This window comes from Desulfosporosinus sp. FKA (assembly GCF_002196785.1).
In the GTDB taxonomy this organism is placed as follows: Bacteria; Bacillota; Desulfitobacteriia; order Desulfitobacteriales; family Desulfitobacteriaceae; genus Desulfosporosinus; species Desulfosporosinus acididurans.
This window is the reverse complement of the sequence record NZ_NAHZ01000031.1, coordinates 194,946-214,550: the sequence shown is the minus strand read 5'-3', so window position 1 is coordinate 214,550 and position 19,605 is coordinate 194,946. Positions and strand designations below refer to the sequence as shown.

The 19,605-nt window shown below is 44.3% G+C and carries 22 protein-coding genes, 1 riboswitch and 1 other annotated feature; of the genes, 6 read left to right on the top strand and 16 right to left on the bottom strand.

Features of this window, described 5'->3' with window-relative positions:
• Positions 1-25: 25 nt before the first annotated feature.
• Positions 26-787 (bottom strand): DeoR/GlpR family DNA-binding transcription regulator, encoded by a 762-nt coding sequence (locus B5771_RS16070; RefSeq protein WP_088188447.1) that lies wholly within the window; start codon positions 785-787, stop codon positions 26-28.
• Between the two features lie 422 nt (positions 788-1,209).
• Complete coding sequence (gene hutI, locus B5771_RS16065; protein WP_088188446.1) at positions 1,210-2,469, bottom strand: imidazolonepropionase; 1,260 nt, start codon at positions 2,467-2,469, stop codon at positions 1,210-1,212.
• Between the two features lie 442 nt (positions 2,470-2,911).
• On the opposite strand from hutI, the gene B5771_RS16060 reads away from it, so the two are divergent.
• Positions 2,912-3,616 carry an SGNH/GDSL hydrolase family protein gene (locus tag B5771_RS16060; RefSeq protein ID WP_088188445.1) on the top strand — a complete coding sequence of 235 codons (705 nt, stop codon included), beginning with the start codon at positions 2,912-2,914 and terminating at the stop codon, positions 3,614-3,616.
• Between the two features lie 367 nt (positions 3,617-3,983).
• Here B5771_RS16060 and yhbY read toward each other — a convergent pair whose 3' ends face one another.
• From yhbY to rplU, 8 genes are all read right to left on the bottom strand, one after another.
• Positions 3,984-4,277 carry a ribosome assembly RNA-binding protein YhbY gene (gene yhbY / locus B5771_RS16050; protein WP_088188443.1) on the bottom strand — a complete coding sequence of 98 codons (294 nt, stop codon included), beginning with the start codon at positions 4,275-4,277 and terminating at the stop codon, positions 3,984-3,986.
• Between the two features lie 38 nt (positions 4,278-4,315).
• Entirely contained in the window at positions 4,316-5,515 is a 1,200-nt protein-coding gene (locus B5771_RS16045) for an ABC transporter permease (RefSeq protein ID WP_088188442.1), read from the bottom strand.
• Positions 5,512-6,723 carry an efflux RND transporter periplasmic adaptor subunit gene (locus B5771_RS16040; protein ID WP_088188441.1) on the bottom strand — a complete coding sequence of 404 codons (1,212 nt, stop codon included), beginning with the start codon at positions 6,721-6,723 and terminating at the stop codon, positions 5,512-5,514. Before B5771_RS16040 ends, B5771_RS16045 begins: the two co-directional genes overlap by 4 nt.
• A 36-nt stretch (positions 6,724-6,759) precedes the next feature.
• Positions 6,760-8,034 (bottom strand): GTPase ObgE, encoded by a 1,275-nt coding sequence (obgE, locus tag B5771_RS16035; protein WP_088188440.1) that lies wholly within the window; start codon positions 8,032-8,034, stop codon positions 6,760-6,762.
• 2 nt (positions 8,035-8,036) lie between these two features.
• Positions 8,037-8,543 carry a Spo0B domain-containing protein gene (locus B5771_RS16030; protein ID WP_242966863.1) on the bottom strand — a complete coding sequence of 169 codons (507 nt, stop codon included), beginning with the start codon at positions 8,541-8,543 and terminating at the stop codon, positions 8,037-8,039.
• A gap of 198 nt (positions 8,544-8,741) precedes the next feature.
• A complete protein-coding gene (gene rpmA, locus B5771_RS16025; RefSeq protein ID WP_088188438.1) occupies positions 8,742-9,047 on the bottom strand; it encodes a 50S ribosomal protein L27 in 306 nt (101 codons plus the stop codon).
• Positions 9,041-9,487: a ribosomal-processing cysteine protease Prp gene (locus B5771_RS16020; protein WP_348982957.1), complete on the bottom strand. Its 447-nt coding sequence runs from the start codon at positions 9,485-9,487 to the stop codon at positions 9,041-9,043. The genes rpmA and B5771_RS16020 overlap by 7 nt, the downstream gene beginning before the upstream one ends.
• Positions 9,393-9,704 carry a 50S ribosomal protein L21 gene (gene rplU, locus B5771_RS16015; protein ID WP_088188437.1) on the bottom strand — a complete coding sequence of 104 codons (312 nt, stop codon included), beginning with the start codon at positions 9,702-9,704 and terminating at the stop codon, positions 9,393-9,395. The genes B5771_RS16020 and rplU overlap by 95 nt, the downstream gene beginning before the upstream one ends.
• 15 nt (positions 9,705-9,719) lie before the next feature.
• Positions 9,720-9,803, bottom strand: a sequence feature (ribosomal protein L21 leader region).
• Between the two features lie 257 nt (positions 9,804-10,060).
• On the opposite strand from rplU, the gene B5771_RS25095 reads away from it, so the two are divergent.
• On the top strand, positions 10,061-10,183 hold the full coding sequence (locus B5771_RS25095; protein WP_282433351.1) for a hypothetical protein: 123 nt from the start codon (positions 10,061-10,063) through the stop codon (positions 10,181-10,183).
• 148 nt (positions 10,184-10,331) lie between these two features.
• On the opposite strand, the gene B5771_RS16010 is transcribed toward B5771_RS25095, so the two are convergent.
• From B5771_RS16010 to B5771_RS15995, 4 genes are read right to left on the bottom strand one after another with little or no spacing between them, the layout of a single operon-like run.
• On the bottom strand, positions 10,332-10,811 hold the full coding sequence (locus B5771_RS16010) for a MarR family transcriptional regulator (RefSeq protein WP_088188436.1): 480 nt from the start codon (positions 10,809-10,811) through the stop codon (positions 10,332-10,334).
• Positions 10,774-12,402, bottom strand: a complete 1,629-nt coding sequence (locus tag B5771_RS16005) for a DHA2 family efflux MFS transporter permease subunit (RefSeq protein ID WP_088188435.1) — start codon at positions 12,400-12,402, stop codon at positions 10,774-10,776. The genes B5771_RS16010 and B5771_RS16005 overlap by 38 nt, the downstream gene beginning before the upstream one ends.
• A 15-nt stretch (positions 12,403-12,417) precedes the next feature.
• Positions 12,418-13,071 (bottom strand): HlyD family efflux transporter periplasmic adaptor subunit, encoded by a 654-nt coding sequence (locus B5771_RS16000; protein ID WP_088188434.1) that lies wholly within the window; start codon positions 13,069-13,071, stop codon positions 12,418-12,420.
• 17 nt (positions 13,072-13,088) lie between these two features.
• Positions 13,089-14,069, bottom strand: coding sequence for an efflux RND transporter periplasmic adaptor subunit (locus B5771_RS15995; protein WP_088188433.1), 981 nt, complete (start codon positions 14,067-14,069; stop codon positions 13,089-13,091).
• Positions 14,070-14,262: 193 nt separating this feature from the next.
• On the opposite strand from B5771_RS15995, the gene B5771_RS15990 reads away from it, so the two are divergent.
• The 3 genes from B5771_RS15990 (at position 14,263) to B5771_RS15980 (ending at position 15,115) form a co-directional block, all read left to right on the top strand.
• Positions 14,263-14,478 (top strand): helix-turn-helix transcriptional regulator, encoded by a 216-nt coding sequence (locus B5771_RS15990; RefSeq protein ID WP_088188432.1) that lies wholly within the window; start codon positions 14,263-14,265, stop codon positions 14,476-14,478.
• Between the two features lie 128 nt (positions 14,479-14,606).
• Positions 14,607-14,828, top strand: coding sequence for a DUF1659 domain-containing protein (locus B5771_RS15985; protein ID WP_088188431.1), 222 nt, complete (start codon positions 14,607-14,609; stop codon positions 14,826-14,828).
• Positions 14,829-14,887: 59 nt separating this feature from the next.
• The gene (locus B5771_RS15980) at positions 14,888-15,115 is read left to right on the top strand and encodes a DUF2922 domain-containing protein (protein WP_088188430.1); all 228 of its coding nucleotides are present in this window, start codon (positions 14,888-14,890) and stop codon (positions 15,113-15,115) included.
• A 160-nt stretch (positions 15,116-15,275) separates the two neighbouring features.
• Here B5771_RS15980 and B5771_RS15975 read toward each other — a convergent pair whose 3' ends face one another.
• On the bottom strand, positions 15,276-15,734 hold the full coding sequence (locus B5771_RS15975; RefSeq protein ID WP_088188429.1) for a DUF134 domain-containing protein: 459 nt from the start codon (positions 15,732-15,734) through the stop codon (positions 15,276-15,278).
• Between the two features lie 153 nt (positions 15,735-15,887).
• Between B5771_RS15975 and B5771_RS15970 the strand changes: the two genes are divergently transcribed.
• Positions 15,888-17,540 (top strand): FAD-dependent oxidoreductase, encoded by a 1,653-nt coding sequence (locus tag B5771_RS15970; RefSeq protein ID WP_088188428.1) that lies wholly within the window; start codon positions 15,888-15,890, stop codon positions 17,538-17,540.
• A gap of 274 nt (positions 17,541-17,814) precedes the next feature.
• On the opposite strand, the gene B5771_RS15965 is transcribed toward B5771_RS15970, so the two are convergent.
• On the bottom strand, positions 17,815-18,441 hold the full coding sequence (locus tag B5771_RS15965) for a hypothetical protein (RefSeq protein WP_088188427.1): 627 nt from the start codon (positions 18,439-18,441) through the stop codon (positions 17,815-17,817).
• Between the two features lie 415 nt (positions 18,442-18,856).
• Positions 18,857-18,942, bottom strand: a riboswitch (cyclic di-GMP riboswitch).
• Positions 18,943-19,605: the final 663 nt, after the last annotated feature.

Genomic DNA, 19,605 nt, shown 5'->3' with positions numbered 1-19,605 from the left:
AGCTCCGATCTAATTCCATCAAGACTCAAACTTGCCTTATCTCAAGATTGAAGTCTTTAATTTTAGTGACAGTTTCCTCATCCAGGTTAATATCGGTAACAATGATATCCAGATCATCCAAGTCACAAACCTTAGAGAAACTTCTTTTGTTAAATTTGCTGCTATCGACAACTAAAACACGGGTGGCAGCCGACTTGAGCATTTGCCTTTTGACATCAGCTTTTTCTAAAGTCGGGGTACATACGCCCTTTTCCAAATCAATAGCGTTTGCTCCGACAAAACAGATATCTCCATTTATTCCCTGCAAGAACTCGGTGGATTTTGATCCCATACAGGTACCTGTCCGATTCTGGACATAACCTCCGGTACATAAAATTTTAAAATCCGAATGATTAGCAAGATAAGCAGCAATCATAACATCATTGGTCACAACCGTAAGATCTTTTTTGATTGTCAGCCTTTTGACAATTTCCATAGTGGTCGTTCCTGAATCTAGGAAAACGATTTGTCCGTCCTGTACCAAGAAAACCGCGTACTCGGCAATTCTTTCTTTTTCTTTTTTATGGCTGATACTTTTGTGTTTGTAGGGTACTTCAGCGGCTAAACGAGATTTTAGGACCGCCCCGCCGAAAGTACGAGTGATTATGTTAGTGTCTTCTAAATGATTAAGATCTCGCCTTATGGTCATGGGAGTAACATTTAAATGTTTGGCCAATTCTTCCACAGTTGCACTTTCGTGCCGCTCCAGGTACTGCATTATCAGGTCTCTTCGCTCAATCTGAAACATAATTCGCACCTACTATTTGTTCATTATTGTTTTATTGTGTTCAAATGCAAATGTTGTTGTTCATTAAAGTTTCATTATGTTTATTTGTGTTCATTATACCACTTTTCACTCATTTGTAAATGTAAATAATAATCAGATTAATTTTATCTCTTAATGAATTAGTGCCTTATGCTCCCTCATCAAAAATCGTACCCGAAATACATTAACAAACGCAGAGCCCTTCTCGCTTAAAATAACTGCAACGAACGAGGATGAAATGCCCGTTGGCGAAAACTTTAAGATCGAGAATCATAAACAAGCAAAAAAGAGTCTTGTGAACTTCAGGATCAGAAATTCACAAGACTCCTTTTAAATCATGAGCAAATTCCGAAATACATGCTAGATCCCAGAGGAAAGCATCCTCTCCCACAAAAGTGGGCACATCAAACTCTCCAGACAATCCTGCCGTTCTTGATCACCACATCAACAGGATTATTGCCAAAATGATAGGGTAGATAATCGAGATTAGGAACATTCAGAACTAAGATATCTCCTTGCTTGCCGACTTCCAGGCTGCCTGCCTGAGAGGCTCTGCCCACCGCATGGGCCGCATTGATCGTTGCCGCTGTCAAAGCCTCCTCCGGAGTCAGATGAAGATAAAGACAGGCAAGAGTCAGAACAAAAGGCATAGATTCCGTCGGCGATGATCCGGGATTGCAATCAGTCGCCACAGCAACAGGCACTCCCGCTTCGATCATTGCCCGTGCCCGAGCATAAGAATTTTTAGCAAGATTAAAGGAGGCTGCCGGGAGGAGGACAGCAATAACTCCCTGTTCAGCCAGAGCTGCAATGCCTTCATCAGAAGCCTGCAGCAAATGTTCGGCGCTAACAACCCCCAGTTTAGCCCCCAATTCAGCGCCTCTGGCGGATTCTAATTCATCCGCGTGAATTTTAAGCTTTAAGTTCAATTCCTTGGCTTTGCTTAAAATCCTCTCACTTGATTGGACACTGAAAACTCCCGGCTCACAGAAAACATCACAAAACTCTGCCAGCCCTCGAGAAGCAACCTGAGGCAGCATATCCTCCACAACATAGTCCGTATACTCATCTTCAGTATAACCAGAAGGGATGGCATGGGCGCCCATAAAGGTTGGAACGAGGTCCAAATCCTGCTCCAAATTTAATTCCTTGATTAAGCGTAACATTCGCAGCTCTTCCTCAACGGTAAGTCCATAGCCGCTCTTAACTTCTGCCGTCGTCGTTCCATGACTTAACATCGTCTTCAGACGGCTTCTGGTTTGCGCTTTTACCTCCGCATCAGAGGCCAGCCGCGTATCCCGAACCGTTGCATGAATTCCTCCGCCTTGCTGGAGAATTTCCATGTAGGGTACACCCTTTAATTTCAGGGATAACTCATTTTCCCTCGAACCTGCATAAATGACGTGGGTATGCGGGTCAACAAAGCCAGGTGTTACCACTTTACCCTGGGCATTAATTTGTACAGTATAGGGGCCTACCCATCCCTCTGCTAAAATATCCTCTGTCGAACCAACTGCAACAATCTGACCTTCGCGCAGAGCTACTGCGCCGTTTTCAATTAACCCGATCTCCGCCATTCCCTCTCGGCGCGCCGGAGAATCAGAGTGTCCTCTCATCGTCACCAGCATATCAGCAGAATGAATCACAAGATCTGCGCTCGGCATGATATCATCTCCTCTAGAATCTGATCCTTAGTTCCTCCTAAGCCTAAAACCCAAAAACTCTCTTCTCTAAGAGCTGTTAACTGAAAAAATATGTTGATTTTAGAGCAATTTTAATGCGCCCTTCGGCATCCTGATATATAATTCTCTGAGATAGACTTTCCCCTCATACTATACCAGTTAAGGCATCGATATCAAGATCTTTTGCCGGTCATTTTTTAGGCCAGGCCTCCTAGTGAACTCGTTCAGCTAAAACAAGGTATAGGAACCACTACCACTTCTACAAGTGGTAGTCTTACGATGGATCAAACGAAAATTTTTTTGTTAGTTTGACAAGTTTCCCCTTACTTTGCAAAAAGATTGTGAGATTATGAAAGTTGAGTATTAATACACATTTATCTAATGCCCTGTCAAATATGTCTAACAAGAAAGCGAGAAGAAACAAATGCTTGTTAAAAACAAAATAGCAATTATTCTATCCCTTGCAATGGTCTTCGCTGCGGTAAGTTTTACCCTCCCACAAAAAGCGCTGGGGGCACAGAGTACTGTCATTACAGGAATTAAAAAGTTAAAAACAAATAACATCAACGCAGTCATTCTTGGGGATTCAATTTCGGTGAGTCAAGGCGCTTCAGATCCTTTAACAAACGGATGGAATTCAGATCTTAACAACTCTTTGAGCAAATTGTATGGGCATCGTATCATCTGGGACAACAAAGGTTCCTCAGGAACCCTTGTAGATTATTGTTTACAGCGAGCCGTTGAAATTAATAAAGATACCGACGCAGTGTTTATTTGCGTGGGGAGAAATGACCGAAATTTTTATCAGCCTGGCCAGTTCTCTTTAAAATATACCCGGTTAATCCGTCTCATTCAGAAGGAAGCCCCCCAAGCGGATATATTTTGTATTGTCGAACCCCCGATGGTATCTACTGATGAATCCTTATTTAAAGGTATCCGCTCCCAAATAATTATAGCCTGTAATAACACCGGGGCAGATTTATTGGATGTTTGGAACGGTTTTCCTGAAAATCAAACGAATCTATCCGGCATTCTGTCAGACGGACTTCATCCCCTAGACATCGGATATAATCTGATGGCCAGTTACATCTCCGATCAATTAGTCCATATCATAAATAAAGACAATTGAATCAGTTTCATAATACCAAAATCGAATTCTCAAGACGATTTATAGACGATAAACTTGTTGAAAACAACTATATAGTAGTTCCTGCATTAAGAAAACCATTTATGCATTTAACTCAAATAGATAGTGAACTCGTTCAGCTAGATCTAAACGTCGAGACTTCGGTGGGAGACTCTACCCCCACCGAAGCAGAGTACGAGGGCTCACTCCCACTTATAGAAGTGGGAGTCTTACAATTAAATAAAAAAGGTTTCGGGAAAACGCCCCGAAACCTTTTTTATCACCTATTTCTTAAGATAGCCAACGTCATATATCTACGTCTGAATTCCAACCCCAGGGACTGTCACCTAAAGTCTTCCTTCGCTTGGTTCTAATCCGGCAAAACAATCAGCGGCTTTTCTTTTGCTGGCCTGTAAAGCAAAAAATTCCTGCCGATGACCTGAACCAGCTCAGACCCGGTTTGTTCAGCCAGATCAGCTGCCACACTCTTGGGCTCCTCCAGGCAATTTTGCAAAACCCGGCCTTTGATCAGTTCACGAGCCTCTAAAGCCTCATTGGTCTGAGTGACGACGTTTTCCCCAATTCCGCCCTTACCGACTTGAAGAATTGGGTCCATTTCATTACCCATGGCCCTTAAATAACGTTTTTGCTTACCTTTTAACACAAAGTTTCCTCCTTAATTCGATCTCTTGTACTCAAGCATCATTCATATCTCAAAGCTGTAATCGGTTCAAGTTTCGCGGCTTGCAGCGCCGGGTAATAGCCAAAGAAAAGTCCGACTGCCAAGGAAAACGTCACAGCAAAAAGAATCGCCCATCCGGATAACAGAGGCGGCCAGTTTAAAAGATCCGCCGCCGTCAGAGCACTTCCCACGCCCAGGGCAATCCCCACAATGCCCCCCGAGACCGCTAAGACAATCGCTTCCAAAAGAAATTGCAGCAAAATATCGCGCTCTTTGGCCCCGACAGCTTTCCGTAAGCCGATTTCATGCGTTCGTTCCGTCACCGACACCAACATAATATTCATGATGCCAATCCCGCCGACCAAAAGCGAAATCCCGGCGACCAAGCCGATAATACTCGTTAAAATTCGGGTAATTTTATCGGCAGACTGCACTAACTGCTGGACATTATAGGCCTGATACTGATCAGTTGTTCCATGGCGCACATTCAAAATTCGTTTGGCGCTGGAGATAACGCTGTCCAGATCAGATTCCTGATATGTGGCACCCTCTAACTGGTCAACCCGGGTCGACTGAAAAATATCGGACCAAGTCCCCCAGGGAACATAAGCATAGGCATTCTGAGGACCCACTTCAAACTGGGAAAAGGCTGAGGTATCTTTAGCCAAAACTCCGATAACTCTGCACGGAACGTTTTGGATCATCACCTGCTGTCCCAAAGGGTTACCGGCTCCAAACAACGAATCCGCCAGGCTTTGGTCAATGACCACAACACGGCGCTCCGCATCATATTCCTCCCCGGAGAAAAAGCGTCCCAAGGCCACATCCCGGCTGCGCAAACCGGCAAATTCCGAAGTTGTTCCCACAATCAAAGCTGAGGAATTTTTTTGATTAACTTCCAAAGCAGCATAGTTAACGCTTGCCGGAAGCAGCGTCTTAACCTGAGGTAAGGACCTTTTTAAAGTTTCACAATCCTGCAGGGTCAAGACGTTATCCTCGGTTTGCGCCGTTTGGCCCACGGATTTCGGGTACAAAACAAAAAGATTAACGCCGCTTTTTTCCATTTCCTGCATTATAGCAGCTTTGCCGCCCAAGCCGATGGTTACCACAGCAATAACGGCAGCGATTCCTATGACAATACCCAACATAGTCAGGCCTGTCCTCAGCTTGTTGGTCCGCAAACTAAACAGGGCTCCCCGCAGGGCCTCATACAGACTCATGCTCCTTCACTCCCTAAATCAGGAGTTACAGTCTGGCCTTGAGAAAGTTGATTCGTAGGATTGAGAACAATCAGATCCCCGGATTTTAGCCCGGCGGTAATTTCCTGATCGGTATCATTGCCGATCCCCACCTTGACCTCCGTTTTCTGAAGAAGCCCGTTCTGAATACGATAGACATAATTCTTGCTTCCCTCCTGAAATAAGGATTCTAGAGGAACCGCCAGAACATGTTTCTTCTCGGCCACAATAGCTTGGACAGTTACGGAATAACCCGGCTTCAACAAAGCCGGCGCTTGATCTAAACGGACCGTCACCGCCACAGTTGGAGAAGCATTGCCTTGAGCGGATGGCTGAATAACCGCCTCAGGTGCAATTTTAGCAATAACTCCCGTCAGAGAGGTGCTTCCCAGAGTCTTGCTGGTCACTGTCACTTTTCCGCCTACCTTGAGCTTAGCAGCATCCATTTCATTCAGCTGCATTTGCACATTCATATGCTTCAGATCCGCTACCACCGCTAAAGGCTGCTGAACCGGCGCCGGATTGCCGGCCTGAGCATTGACCTCAAGAGCTGTCCCGTCAAGGGTCGATTTATAGATGAATTGGTCTCTCTGAACCTGAGCAACCTGCAAGGCTTCCCGGGCCTGCTTTAATCCGGCCTGACTCTGAGCCAGAGTTCCTTCGGCCTGGTGGACAGAACTTCCCAGACCGCTGCTTGACAAAGCACTAGGAACCGCTGAACCCGCTGCTGCCGGATTGCTGGCGCTGATATTAACGGTGCCTGCACCCGTTTGAGCGGCTCCGGCAGTTGCTGCAGAGCTTTGAACAGCATTCTGAGCTTGCTTCAATTCTGTTATATTACTTTGGGCAGCATTGACGCCGGCCTGCGCTGCATCAACATTCGCTTGAGCCTGTGCGACTTGGGCATTGGCCAACGTCTGGTCAAGGGCGACCAGGACCTGACCGGTTTTGACAGAGTCTCCAACCTTAACTGAAACCTTGGAAACAAGACCGGGGTTTAAGGCGTATACATCCTGGCGGGTATTAGGAACGACATTTCCCGTGGCATAAATGTCTTCCTGCATCGAAAGCGGAGATACTTTGCCGGCACTGACCTTCAGCGGACTTTGAGCATTTCGCCAAAACCACCAGCCGCCAGCCGCCAGAAGTACAACTACGATTCCTATTCCCCACCAGAGACGTTTCTTCACAGTATTACCTCCAAAGGTCCAAATTCTTTTTGCTGTCTACTCCCATTCAAAGCTTACTCCCGCAATCTCAACACTATCTCCCTCTTTAATTCCCGCTTCACGCAGAGCATCGTCAACCCCCATGGCTTTTAAGATATTTTGAAAACGGTAAATACTCTCTTCGTGGTCAAATAACGTCATGGCCACATGTTTCTCGATTTCTTTTCCTGTAATCAGATAATGATCGTTGTCTTTAGTAATTTCGAAGCGTTTTTCCGGCTCTGCTTTTGTTACCAAATGTTCCTCATCATAATTTGTAATTTCCGGCATAGGAATATCCGGTAAACGTTGAGCAATCCGATAAATCAAAGCTTGTAGTCCCTCACCGGTTGCCGCAGAGATGGGGAAAACCTCTTGCCCCTCCTCCAGCTCATCCTTGAGGCGCTGAAGATTTTCTTCCGCTCCCGGAATATCCATTTTATTAGCTGCAATCAGAAGAGGACGCTCAGCTAAGGCCGGACTATACAGTCTAAGCTCCTCCTGAATAATGCGGAAATCCTCCAGAGGGTCTCGTTCTTCCGACCCGGAAATATCCAAAACATGTAAAATCAAGCGAGTTCTCTCCGTATGCCGCAAAAATTCGTGACCTAATCCCGCTCCGGTATGGGCGCCTTCAATCAGGCCAGGAATATCTGCCATAACAAAACTCAGTCCGTCTTCGAGGTCAACGACCCCGAGATTCGGTACAAGGGTCGTGAAATGATAATCGGCAATCTTGGGTTTTGCAGCCGAAACCTTAGAAATCAAGGTAGATTTCCCCACATTGGGGAATCCGACCAAGCCCACGTCTGCCAACAGTTTTAATTCTAATCTCAGCCAGCGCTCCTCACCCGGTTCACCATTCTCCGCCAGGGTAGGGGCTTTGTTCGTATTGCTCATAAAGCGGGCATTTCCCCGGCCTCCTCTGCCGCCGGCGGCAACGATCACCCGTTGTCCATGTTCTGTAATATCGGCAATCACATTTCCGCTGTCATCATCCAAAACTACCGTGCCCACGGGAATACGCAGAACGACATCGTCAGCGCTTTTTCCGGTCATATTCTTCGACTGCCCATGCTCGCCCCGATCCCCTTTATAATGGCGTTTATAGCGGAAATCCACCAGAGTACTCATGCCCTCGTCACCAACAAAAACAACATCACCGCCCCGGCCTCCGTCTCCGCCGCTGGGGCCGCCTTCCGGCACGTATTTCTCCCGGCGAAAGGCGACAGCACCTGCTCCGCCATCGCCTCCCTTGACATAAATCTTTGCACGATCATAAAATAACGACATGGCTATTCTCCTTGTATCCCAAAATAACTCATCTTCTCAAAGAGCACTTTTTCTTCATCCTCCAGAATAAACTGGCAAGAAAAGCCTTGGTTCTCTTCAAATAAATAGACTTCCGAATTTAAATCCGGCAATCCATTATACTGCTGTACCTCGTCTAAACACTCTCTAGTGTACCCGAATAAGCTCTCTCCATATTCTTTTTGCCAATGATCCTGCCAAAAATCTTCCAGTCTCATCACATCCGGAAAACTCAAAGAGGTCGTAATATCCAGCTTTCTAAGGCGAATGATCCAACCGAGCAGAATTGCCGAAAGCACCGGGACGGGAATTTGGCCAATCTTCTGCTCCTCCTGAGGCTTGATCACACCGAGGATATAATCAAAGGCCTTCTCCGGCTGCTGAAGCTGTATATTCCCCATTACGACTTGCCAGTGGTTAAAAAAATCATGCCGCTGCAGGCGATACCACTGAACCATCTCTTCTAATAACTGATGTTCAAGTTCTGACATTATCATCCTTTCCTCTCTTTGGTAACATAATTCCCGCAAGGTATGGGAACCTCTCCCACTTGCAGAAGTGGGAGAGTCTTAAGATTGGATAAATTAGGGTTAAGATTACTATGTATTTCTTGTATGTATAAAGAAAACTCGGCTTATGCCGAGCATAGAAAGCCCCTGGGGAAATCCCAGGGGCGTAAGGGAAACAGCTTATTTTGCAACAACCGCCGGTGTTTTGCGTTCCGCATAAACGCTCACTTGTTTGTGCACCCTGTCTTTATGCTCAAATTTAACATAACCATCAATGAGTGCAAATAAGGTATCATCTTTACCGATGCCGCAATTTTTAGCGGGATGGAACTTCGTTCCCCGTTGGCGAACGATAATTGTTCCGGCTGTAACGAATTGTCCGTCGCCTCGTTTTAACCCAAGACGTTGGGCATTACTGTCCCGGCCGTTTCTGGAACTACCTACCCCTTTTTTATGGGCAAAGAGCTGCAGATTCATGTTTAACATGGAGTCCACCTCCTTTGATCAATTAATATATATGCCGGCCCGTAGACCGCTTCTATTTGTTCGATACCAAGCTTTAAGGTTTGCAGAATCCACTGCGCCTGATCCAATTCCTGCTCAGAAATTCCTGTCAGCTGACAAGAAAGAAAGCCTATGTCTTCCTGCACTTGAGGAGCCTGAGAAAGGAAATGTTCCAAACCATTGGCAGCTGCGATGCTCAGAGCAGAAACCCCAGCACAGACAATATCTTGTCCTGCTTCCGCATATCCGGAATGACCGGAGATTTCAAAACCGCGAATCCGCTTCAGTTCATCCAGCCAAACCAGGAAACGAATTCCCTCTTCTCCTTTAGGCTTGGAGTGCTTCGATGCGAACTTTTGTGTAAGGTTGACGATGTCCTTGTTTACGACGATAGTTTTTCTTCGCCTTATATTTGAAAACAATAACTTTCGCCCCTTTGCCGTGCTCTACAACTTTAAGCACTGCGCTAGCACCTGCTACAACAGGAGTACCGACTTTGACAACACCCTCTTTTTCTAAGAGCAGAACTTTGTCAATAGTCACCGTATCTCCGACATTAGCTTCCAATTTCTCAACGAAAATTTCGTCGCCTTCTTGGACTTTAAACTGTTTGCCGCCGGTTTCAATTACTGCGTACATAATTACATTACACCTCCCATACCCTAGACTCGCCATTGCAGGCCGGCTTTAAAAGCTTAAAAACCTGTTAATACCTGATTTGAGCGGTTGCGGTGAGAAGCCACCACATTTAGTTATTTTAGCATTTAATCGCTTTATTTGTCAAGTGAATAAAGTTTAAGCCTATTGTGAACAGATAGAGTTATCGCAAATGATCAAATGAAGATTATTTGTTGAACAAGATTATGTCGAATACCAAAATAAGATGCAAACTAATAGACTTTAGAAATAATTCCAAGATATGTTATGGATGTTAAAGGAAAATTTAGCTTGACGTGGAATATATAGTTATCCATTTAGTGTGAGGAGTGAAAACGATGCCCTGGAAGCACCTTAATGATTCTCCCTTCCATCTGCCATCCCGCCAAGACTTATTAATTATTGCGGGAACTGTGGTTATTTGCCTTCTGATTATAGGATTTTTTGTCTGGCGGTCTTAAAAGCTGGATCAACGAAAAAGGGCTCAGTTGAGTGACATGATATGCTCCCCTTCTGAACAGGGGGGGCAGTTCAAAACCTCAGCTGAGCCTTTAAATTCTGTGAAACAGTTCTACAGTTCTTCATGCGTTTGTATCTTGGCTAAGGGTTCTAGGATGGATCACTGCCTTTAGTCAATAGGGTATAAAGAGCATCCAGCCCAGCAATTATTTTCTCGAGTTCATCATCACTGGCACCCTTGAGTGAATCCGAAATATAATTGTTGAACAGTTCTTTGATTACGTTGTTTTTTTCAAATTCCGGGGAAAGAGATAAACGAACAATTCGCCGATTATTCTCGGGAATCTCACGAATCACAACTCCCTGACCAACCAAACGGTTAACAATTCCCGAGACCGTACTCTTAGATAACCCAATACATTCACTCAGCTCATTTAAGGTAGAATAAGGGTGCTTGCTCAGGCTAAAGATCAAACCTAATTGCGGTCCAGTAAACCCATATTGCTGTGACTTTTCGAAAATTTGGTCTCGGTAGATTTTCTGAACCGCTTTGAATAAAAATACGATTCGCTCTGAAGGGCTCTCTGGAGGACTACTCCATAATTGCTGCGACTCCTGTTTCTGGTTCATGAGCCACCTTCTCTCCATCTTGAGTTGGACCCTTCTTCTGCTCAGCTGCCTTTTTGGGACTCATCATGAGAACTAACACGATCGCCACGAAAACTATCGGCACAGTAAGAGCAATCGCATGATTCATGGCATCCAGATAAGCTTGACCATAAATCACCTGTCCAAGGGTTGCATAAGCATTTTTCAGGGCATCCACTTGCGGTAACCCGTAACTCCAATAGACACCTTTCAACATGGTAATGACTGAAGAGGCCGTCCGATTAAAAGGCGTTATCTGTTCAGCCAGTCTAGCATAGTTAACATTGGTGGATCCAGAAATGATCGTCGTCATAAAGGTGATAGCTACAGCTTGCAAAATACTGCGGATCGTCGTGGAAAGGGCGGTTGCTTTCCCGTATAAATGCCTGGGAACAGCGTTCATCGCCGCCGTGTTGACAGGCATCATAGCCAGCCCAAGACCGACTCCCCGGATCGCCGCAACAATCGTAATATAAGTCGAGGGGGTATTCATATTAAAGAGCGACATTTGATAGGTAGCAAAGGCAAGAATCAGAAGTCCGGGCAGGGTAACCACTTTAGCCCCGAACTTATCAAATATCGCACCGCTGACGGGCATCATCAGACCTGAAGCAATGGCTGAGGGAAAAAGAATCAACCCTGTTTCCATAGCCGTGTAACCTCTTAAATTTTGCAGAAACAGAGGAAGTACATAAACTCCACCCATCAGAGCCAGGGTCGTAATACCCGTAATAAATTGGCTGAGGGTAAAATCATAGATCTTAAGAACACGCAATTCCAGCATAGGGTTAGGATGGTTTAGTTCATTAACCACAAAGATCATGAGGCCAAAAACGCCAAGGGCTATCAACAGCGGGTATTTTACATTTCCCCAGTCGATAGTATCTGCTTCACCAAGGACATAAAGAAGGCTCACGATACCCACAATCGAAGACACTAAACCAATAAAGTCAAAATCTCCTTTGTAGGGAACTAAAGGCGTATCTTTAAGTAAGATACTGGCAAAGATAACCCCAAAGATACCGATAGGAACATTAACATAGAAAATAAAGCGCCAATCCATGTATTGAATAATATATCCTCCCAAAGTAGGACCGATAGCCGGAGCAGCCATGGAGGCAATCCCCCAGAAGCCTAGAGCTTTTCCCCGCTCATGAACCGGGAAAATCTGCATAATGTAGGACATTCCGACAGGCATGATAGCTCCGCCGCCCACTGCCTGCACAACTCGGAAGATAACCATCACATTATTGCTCCAGGAAAAACCACATAAGAAAGAACCTATCGTAAATAATCCCAGAGCACCAATAAAGAGTTTTTTAATACCAAACGTATCACTTAAAAAACCGGTAATCGGGACGACGGCACCCATGGCCAGGGTATAACCCGTCAGCACCCACTTAATAGAGTCCAAATCCGTGCCGAAAACATTCATCATTTTAGGAATCGCAATATTAACAATACTGCTGTCCAACATAACCATGAAGGTACCTATGACTACCACAAATAAGGCTAACCACTTATAAGAGCTGTCACCTGCGCCTTCCGGTTCAGGATGGTGATGTTCAGTCATACTTATCTCACCTCATCACTTGATGTGAATATGGACCACAGCATTTGTCCCTGGCAGAATTGAAGCATCGTTTTTATCAAGGATAATTTTTACAGGTATTTTTTGAATAACCTTGGTAAACGTTCCGCTTGTTGAAGTCGGCAGCAGAGAAAAGGCAGAGTTTGCAGCTTGACCGACATATTTGACCGTACCCGTAAATTGTTTGCTGCCAAATTGGTCAATCGTAAGATCGACTTTTTGGCCTGCTTTAACAGAACCAAGTTTTGTTTCTTCGATATTCGCCGAAACATACAGTTTCTTAGGATCAATGAGGTAAGCAATGGTTTGACCAGGGGCGACAACTTCTCCCACAGTTGCTTGTTTCTTAATTACAATTCCATTGATCGGTGCCCTGAGAACCGTTTCATCAATGTTGGTATCCGAAGGATTATCAATGCCCTGGCGGCCGATAATTTGGCCCTGAATCACTGTATCTCCTTCTTCGACATCTAATTCTACCAGCTTTCCGGAGATCTGGGGACTTACAGCTACCAGGTCACCCGTTACGGTAGCATCCTCAGTGGAAACGTAATACGTATTTTGATACCAGTAATATCCTCCGATCCCAGCAAAAGCTATGATCATTACTACTAGAATTGCTAAAATCATTTTCTTGCGCTTTTCGTTCATCTTATCTTATCGCCTCCTTACTTTTTAAGGCCTATTTCTGCCAGCATACCGGGTTTTAATGCGGGATCCGGATTATTAATCTGGATTTTCACTAATACACTTGTATTTTGGGAATCAACAACAGAGTTGACCATTGAAACAGTCCCTGTGAAATTTTTATCAGGAATCTCGGAAACTTTCACATCAACGTTTTGGCCGACCTTAACACTGCCAGCAAGTCCCGCCGGCAAAGAGGCATTGACAAATAAAGACGTATTATTCGTAATCGTAAGTAAAGTTTCTCCGGGGGAAGCCAATTCCCCGATATTGATACTTTTTGCACTAATTGTACCCGCTATAGGAGCAGCAATGGTTCCATTGGACAACATTGTTTTAGCATAATCCAAGGCCGACTGAGCCTGTTGAACTTGAGCCTGCAGGGCATCGATGGCTTCCTTGGTTTGCCCCTTCTTTAACAAATCCAACTGATCTTGGGCCGAGTTATACTGTGCTTGAGCAGCTGTGAGCTGAGTCTGAACAGCATCTAATTGTGCTTGCGGAAGAGCTCCCGACTGAAATAGCTGTTGATCCCGGTTATAAGTCGTTTGCGCATTCGTATAAGCGCTTTTCGCTGCGTCTACCGCTGCCTGAGCCTGAGAAATCTGTTCAGGCCGCGCTCCGGCTTGAGCATTGGCCAGATTCGCCTGAGCCGCTGCCACTGCTGCTTGGGCTTGGTTCACTTGGGCCTGAATATCATTCGTATCTAAGGTGATTAAAGCATCTCCTTGTTTGACGACAGAACCAACGTCTACAGAAATCCCTGTGACCTTAGCAGCGATCTTCGACGTAATATTCGCCTTATCGTTGGCATTGATAATTCCCGCCATAACATAGACAGGTTTCTTTGTTTGAGCATCAGTACTTGCTTTAGCAGCTGATTGACCTGCCGGTTGACTCGTTGTACCACAGCCCGTCAGAACAACAGCCAAGGCCAGCACGATTAAAGCAACTCTTTTCATTCCAATCCCCCTTATGTTTGCACTGCAACCGTTCGTATGCATATTGTTTGCTAGCATGACTAATTTTCTTCCAATCTGCCGCTCTTGTCAAGACCTAAAATTCATCATTTTCCTAACAACCCCCAAGCACCACCTCAAGGGCATGTCCATATAATATTAGGATTAAACCAGTGAGTGAAGGAGGGCCGGAGGTTTGAGAAAAAAAGAGCAAGTAATCTATTATGGTCAAAAATTAAGAAGCGCCCGCCTTAAAGCAGCAATTGGAACTCAGAAGGAATTAGCCGAAAAAACAGGCATTCCCGCTAATATTATCAGTGATTTAGAACGGGGCAAACGTCGCATGAGCCCTTCCTGGGCCCGACGAATCGCCGAAGTGTTAGGGGGAGAATGGACAGATTACGCAGACTGAGCGGGGTGTGATTTTATTCCCTGTCTTTCCCAGACTGTGACAGGAAGTCATAACCTTCAATATACTGAAATTAGGACAAGCACTCTTCCCAAGAGTGCGGTCTAATTATTAAGAAAGGGAGTGAAATCATGCCAGTTGTCGCCAGTGCAAAAGATTCCGTAATGGTCGTAACCTATCAGATTGGTTTGACCGCGCAAGGTTCCCCGAAACTCAGCCAGCGCAGTTTCCCAAACGTAAAATCTGCCAGCTCAGACCAAGATATCTATGATGTAGCCGCAGCCCTTTATAGCCTTCAGGACTACCCCTTAATCAGCGTCAGAAGGGACAACCGAGTTGACCTGACTCAGTAACGAAGGATGAACAAGATTCAATAACAAAAAAATAACCCCCAGAGAAAGGAGGAATCCCCGTGGCCAGCACAACTAAGAAAGTTCTGAGAATGACCTTCAACAACGCTGCTGGAAGCGCCGTAACCATAACCCTGCCCCAGCCCAAAGAAGATTTGACTGCCGCCGGCATTGAAGCCGTCATGGATCAAATCATTGCCAAGAATATATTCCTCACCGCCGGAGGTGAACTCATTTCCAAACGGGATGTCAAAATTGTTGACACCACAACCAACGACCTTTTCGATTAACTGAGTATGATTGATCAATTACGAATAATTGAATAAGTTATTGCAAAGATAGCATTGAATAAAACAATAGGATTAGGAGTTATAAACAGCACTATTTAAGAAGAAAAGATAAGATAAGATAAAATCAAAGCGAAAGCACCGGGTTTACTGCCCGATGCTTTCACTTATCACAAGGTGTCTGACAACATTGCTTCTTATCACACTCAACCTTATTTGAGCCGCATTGTTGGCAAATCAGCCTGCGTTCCTCATAAGTAGCTGTCATTTCATTTCCACAAGACATACATTTAAAATAACAAACATTTTTTGTATAATGGCCGCCTTCAATCCTGATCGCTCTGTTTTCCAGTAACGCTCTGACAACTTTTCTCCGTGCTTCATCAATAATATTTTGAAAGGTCTGCCGAGAGATCTGCATCCGGGCAGCACACTCTTCTTGGGATAGTTTTTCAATATCCTTCAGCCGCATAGCTTCTAATTCTTCTATTTTAAGTTGGATCTGTTTAAGCTGGCTCTGTTCAGCCCCCTCCAAACAAGCGCATTTACCCTTAGGACAGGGAGCGAAAAATTTATTCTCAGGTATATATTCAACCCTTCTCCATTTCACCGGTCTAGGCATAGGGTCTCTCCTTTCGGTTTAAGCTGCTCTCAGATACCTAACTTGAGAATAACACGATTATTGTCAAATGCCAATAATCGTGTTATTATTTTCATGAATTCAGTTACCCCTTAGGGGCGGGGTTTTAATCTATAAGCCGAAGGAGACGTTGTGATGGGCAAGAAAGTAGTCATAGTCGGCGGAGTAGCTGGAGGAGCCAGCGCCGCAGCACGGTTACGTCGTCTGGATGAAGACATGGAAATCATCATCTTTGAACGTGGAGAACATATTTCTTACGCAAACTGCGGTTTACCCTATTATGTCAGCGGAGTCATTAACCAAAGAGATGCTCTGCTCGTTCAAACACCCGAAGGAATGAAAAAACGCTTTAACATCGATGTCCGAACCTTTAGCGAAGTCACCCGAATACTTCCCGCAGAAAAAATTGTCGAGGTCCAAGAAGCTTACGGTAAAACCTATCGCGAAACCTATGACCAATTGATCCTTTCTCCCGGAGCAGCACCGCTTCGCCCGCCAATTCCCGGAATTGACGACATCGAAGCATTAGTCGTGCGCAACGTTACTGATATTGACCGTATTAAACAATATATTGATGAGAAACAACCTCGCTCAGCTGCCGTTGTAGGCGGCGGATTTATCGGCCTGGAAATGGCAGAAAATCTGCAGCATAAAGGAGTAGCCACCACACTGATTGAAATGAGCAATCAGGTCATGGCCCCCTTGGACTATGAAATGGCAGCCATACTGCACGAACATATTTTTAACAAAAACGTTGATCTGATCTTAGAAGACGGAGTAAAATCCTTCACCCAAGAAGGAGATAAGACTCTTATCACCCTGCAAAGCGGTAATCAGGTCGAGACAGAATTGACAATCCTGGCCATCGGCGTCAAACCCGAAATCAAACTCGCTAAGGAAGCTGGACTAGCTATCGGCGAATTGGGCGGAATCAAAGTCAATGAAAAGCTCCAAACCTCAGATCCTAACATTTTCGCTGTCGGCGATGCCATTGAAGTAAAACATTTTGTCACCGGAAAGCCGGCTCTCATACCTCTGGCCGGTCCCGCCAATAAACAAGGCCGCATCGTTGCCGACATCATTGCCGGCCGTGACAGCAAATATGAAGGAACTCAAGGAACCTCCATTGCCAAAGTCTTTGATATGGCAGCAGCCTCCACCGGCGCTAATGAAAAAATGCTGAAACGATACGGAATTCCCTACGAAGCCATCTTCACGCACTCCGGCTCTAATGCCGCTTATTACCCCGGAGCCACTCGCTTATCCACAAAACTGCTCTTTGACAAAAGCAACGACCGAGTCCTGGGAGCACAAATTGTCGGCATGAACGGTGTCGATAAACGAATCGACGATATTGCCGGAGTCATCCGCCGCCAAGGCACCGTCTATGACTTACAGGAACTCGAATTAGCCTATGCTCCTCCCTTCTCCTCCGCCAAAGACCCAGTCAACATGGCCGGCTATGTGGCTGAGAACGTCATCAATGGTGATGTCCGTATGGTCCATTGGTATGAAGTCAAAGATATGAACCCCAACGATGTCTATATTATCGATGTACGCACCATTGAAGAGCGTCGAGGGAAATTCATCCCCGGGTCCATTCATATCCCCATCGACGAACTCCGCGACCATCTCTCTGAATTGCCTAAAGACAAAGATATTGTTGTCTACTGCGAAATCGGCTTGCGCGGTTACGTCGCCTATCGGATTTTGACTCAACACGGATTTACCCGCGTCAGGGATTTGACCGGTGGTTGGGTGACCTATTTCCCTCCGGTGTTTGGTTAAGAAGTGAACGTATTTCAGATTTATACTAAAGATATTTAGTGATATTAGTAATTTTAGTGAATTAAGTAATTTGAGTAATTTAAGTATTTTTAGCGATTTTAGATATATTTATATTGGACATGTTAGTCATGTATTAGAATCTCTAAATCATATATAATTGTTCAAAAAGAAATCCCTGAAGGCAATTAATTTACGCCTTTCAGGGATTCTCTGCTTGTATAGGAACGCGGCAAACAACTTCAAATTGTACTAAATTTCATAATACCTAAAAGCCTTAATTACAGATTCCCCTATACTTAGATAACTCAGCAGTATACAGCTCTCGATCTTTTGTCATCTTTTTGGTCATTTCGACAGGATCAATATCAGTGGCCTGATTCGTCAAGGTCAATTGTTTGTAAATAAGCAATGCCTTGAAGTCCAGATTGTACGCCGATAAATAAGATTGTAACTCGTAGGGATTGATCGCTCCGGTTGGATCGTTAGGAACTTTTAAGTCGTATAGTTTATCATTGATAATTGAAACTTTATTCAGACTCGCCTTCACAGAGTCGAGATTACTTGGGTCGGTCGTATTAGTAAGGTCATCTATTTCGTGTAAAAGAACCTCTGTATCGTCAAAGAACTTAGTAAATGCTGCTTTATCTAATTTCGCAGTTTTATTAACAGGATTACTTGTATCTTGAGTTTTACTGACTTGTTGCTTAGTGCCATTAGTTGTACTACCTTGACTATTCGTAGTTTGAGCTTTATTAACCGGCTGATCAATGTCTTTAGATTGAACCGACTGCGCGGCATCTAACGTCGTTTGCGAAGAAACCCCAGAATTTTGGGTTTTGGAACTTCCACATCCGACTAAAACAATTGATAGCAAAATAATTACAGCGAAAAGCTTCTTCATGTTCACACCCCTCCAAGTTTTATTATATACCAAATTGAAGGTGATGTGGCTTTTAGCCTATTGTCCAAAATACTTTCGGAATTTTCCGACTTTATTGAAAGGACAGAACTGTTTTGTTAGAATGGTTTTTAAATGTCTGAGCGATGGGAATCATTCTTGTTTTGATCTTTTTGTTCGAATAATTCAGGTATATCTTTTTCTTTAGAGTGAGCACCATAATTAAAAAGTAATATAATTGTCAAGAGAACGAGATAAATTAATACGAATTTCATGTCGATCCCTCCGAAGTCAGAAGATAACTCATAGTCAATGACCAAGGTATAGGAATCACTCCCGCTTGTAGAAGTGGGAGCCTTAACATTGGATAAAATAAATCGCTTACCTAAAAGGCAAAGCGATAATCTGCAATTTGTTAGTCGGCGGCTTGGCAGTCATCAGCTTTACCTGGGAAGACCCTTAGCTTTGCGTCCTTAGCTTTCACTAAGTTTGCCTCTATCGCATCTATATAACTATTAAGCGTTAAGTAATTGTAACATGAAAAATGAAAATATAGTGTCGAAATAAATCTTTTTGATGTAAAACTTTACTGAATTTCATAATTTTCTTCAAATCCATGATAGTTTCCCGCTTATTAGTCAATATTAATCAGGCTATAGGGAAACTCCTGCTATATTGGAGTAAAAAATCCCTTAGTGCAATTTTTTTGATATGCATTAAGGGATTTTTGACAATTTGACGCCGGGTTTCGAAATTCGACAAATTGTTTCATCTCCAAGACTCAGCTTCATTAACTACACGATTGTTTTGATACCCACGGAACGGGCAGTCGCGCTGCGAACTAGCCCGTTTCTGTTTTTCATGAGCTAACAACATGATCGTAAATAAAGTAAGCCCTTTCCGGGGATTCAGCCGCCCACACAATGGAGGACACGTTCCTTTTCCGGCCTGAGTGCTGGGCTATTTTGTTGTTAAAAATAAAATCAAAAATTGACGATTGTAATAATAAGCGTTAATATAAATTAATTATAAAGAGTCAATGGGTCCGTAGTACTATTCGTATAGGCCGTTGTGCTTAGATTAATTTATATCATTTATGCCCATAAGAACATGGACATTTATTTTCTTAGCACTTATTTCCTCTGGACATCAAACAAGCATATAATC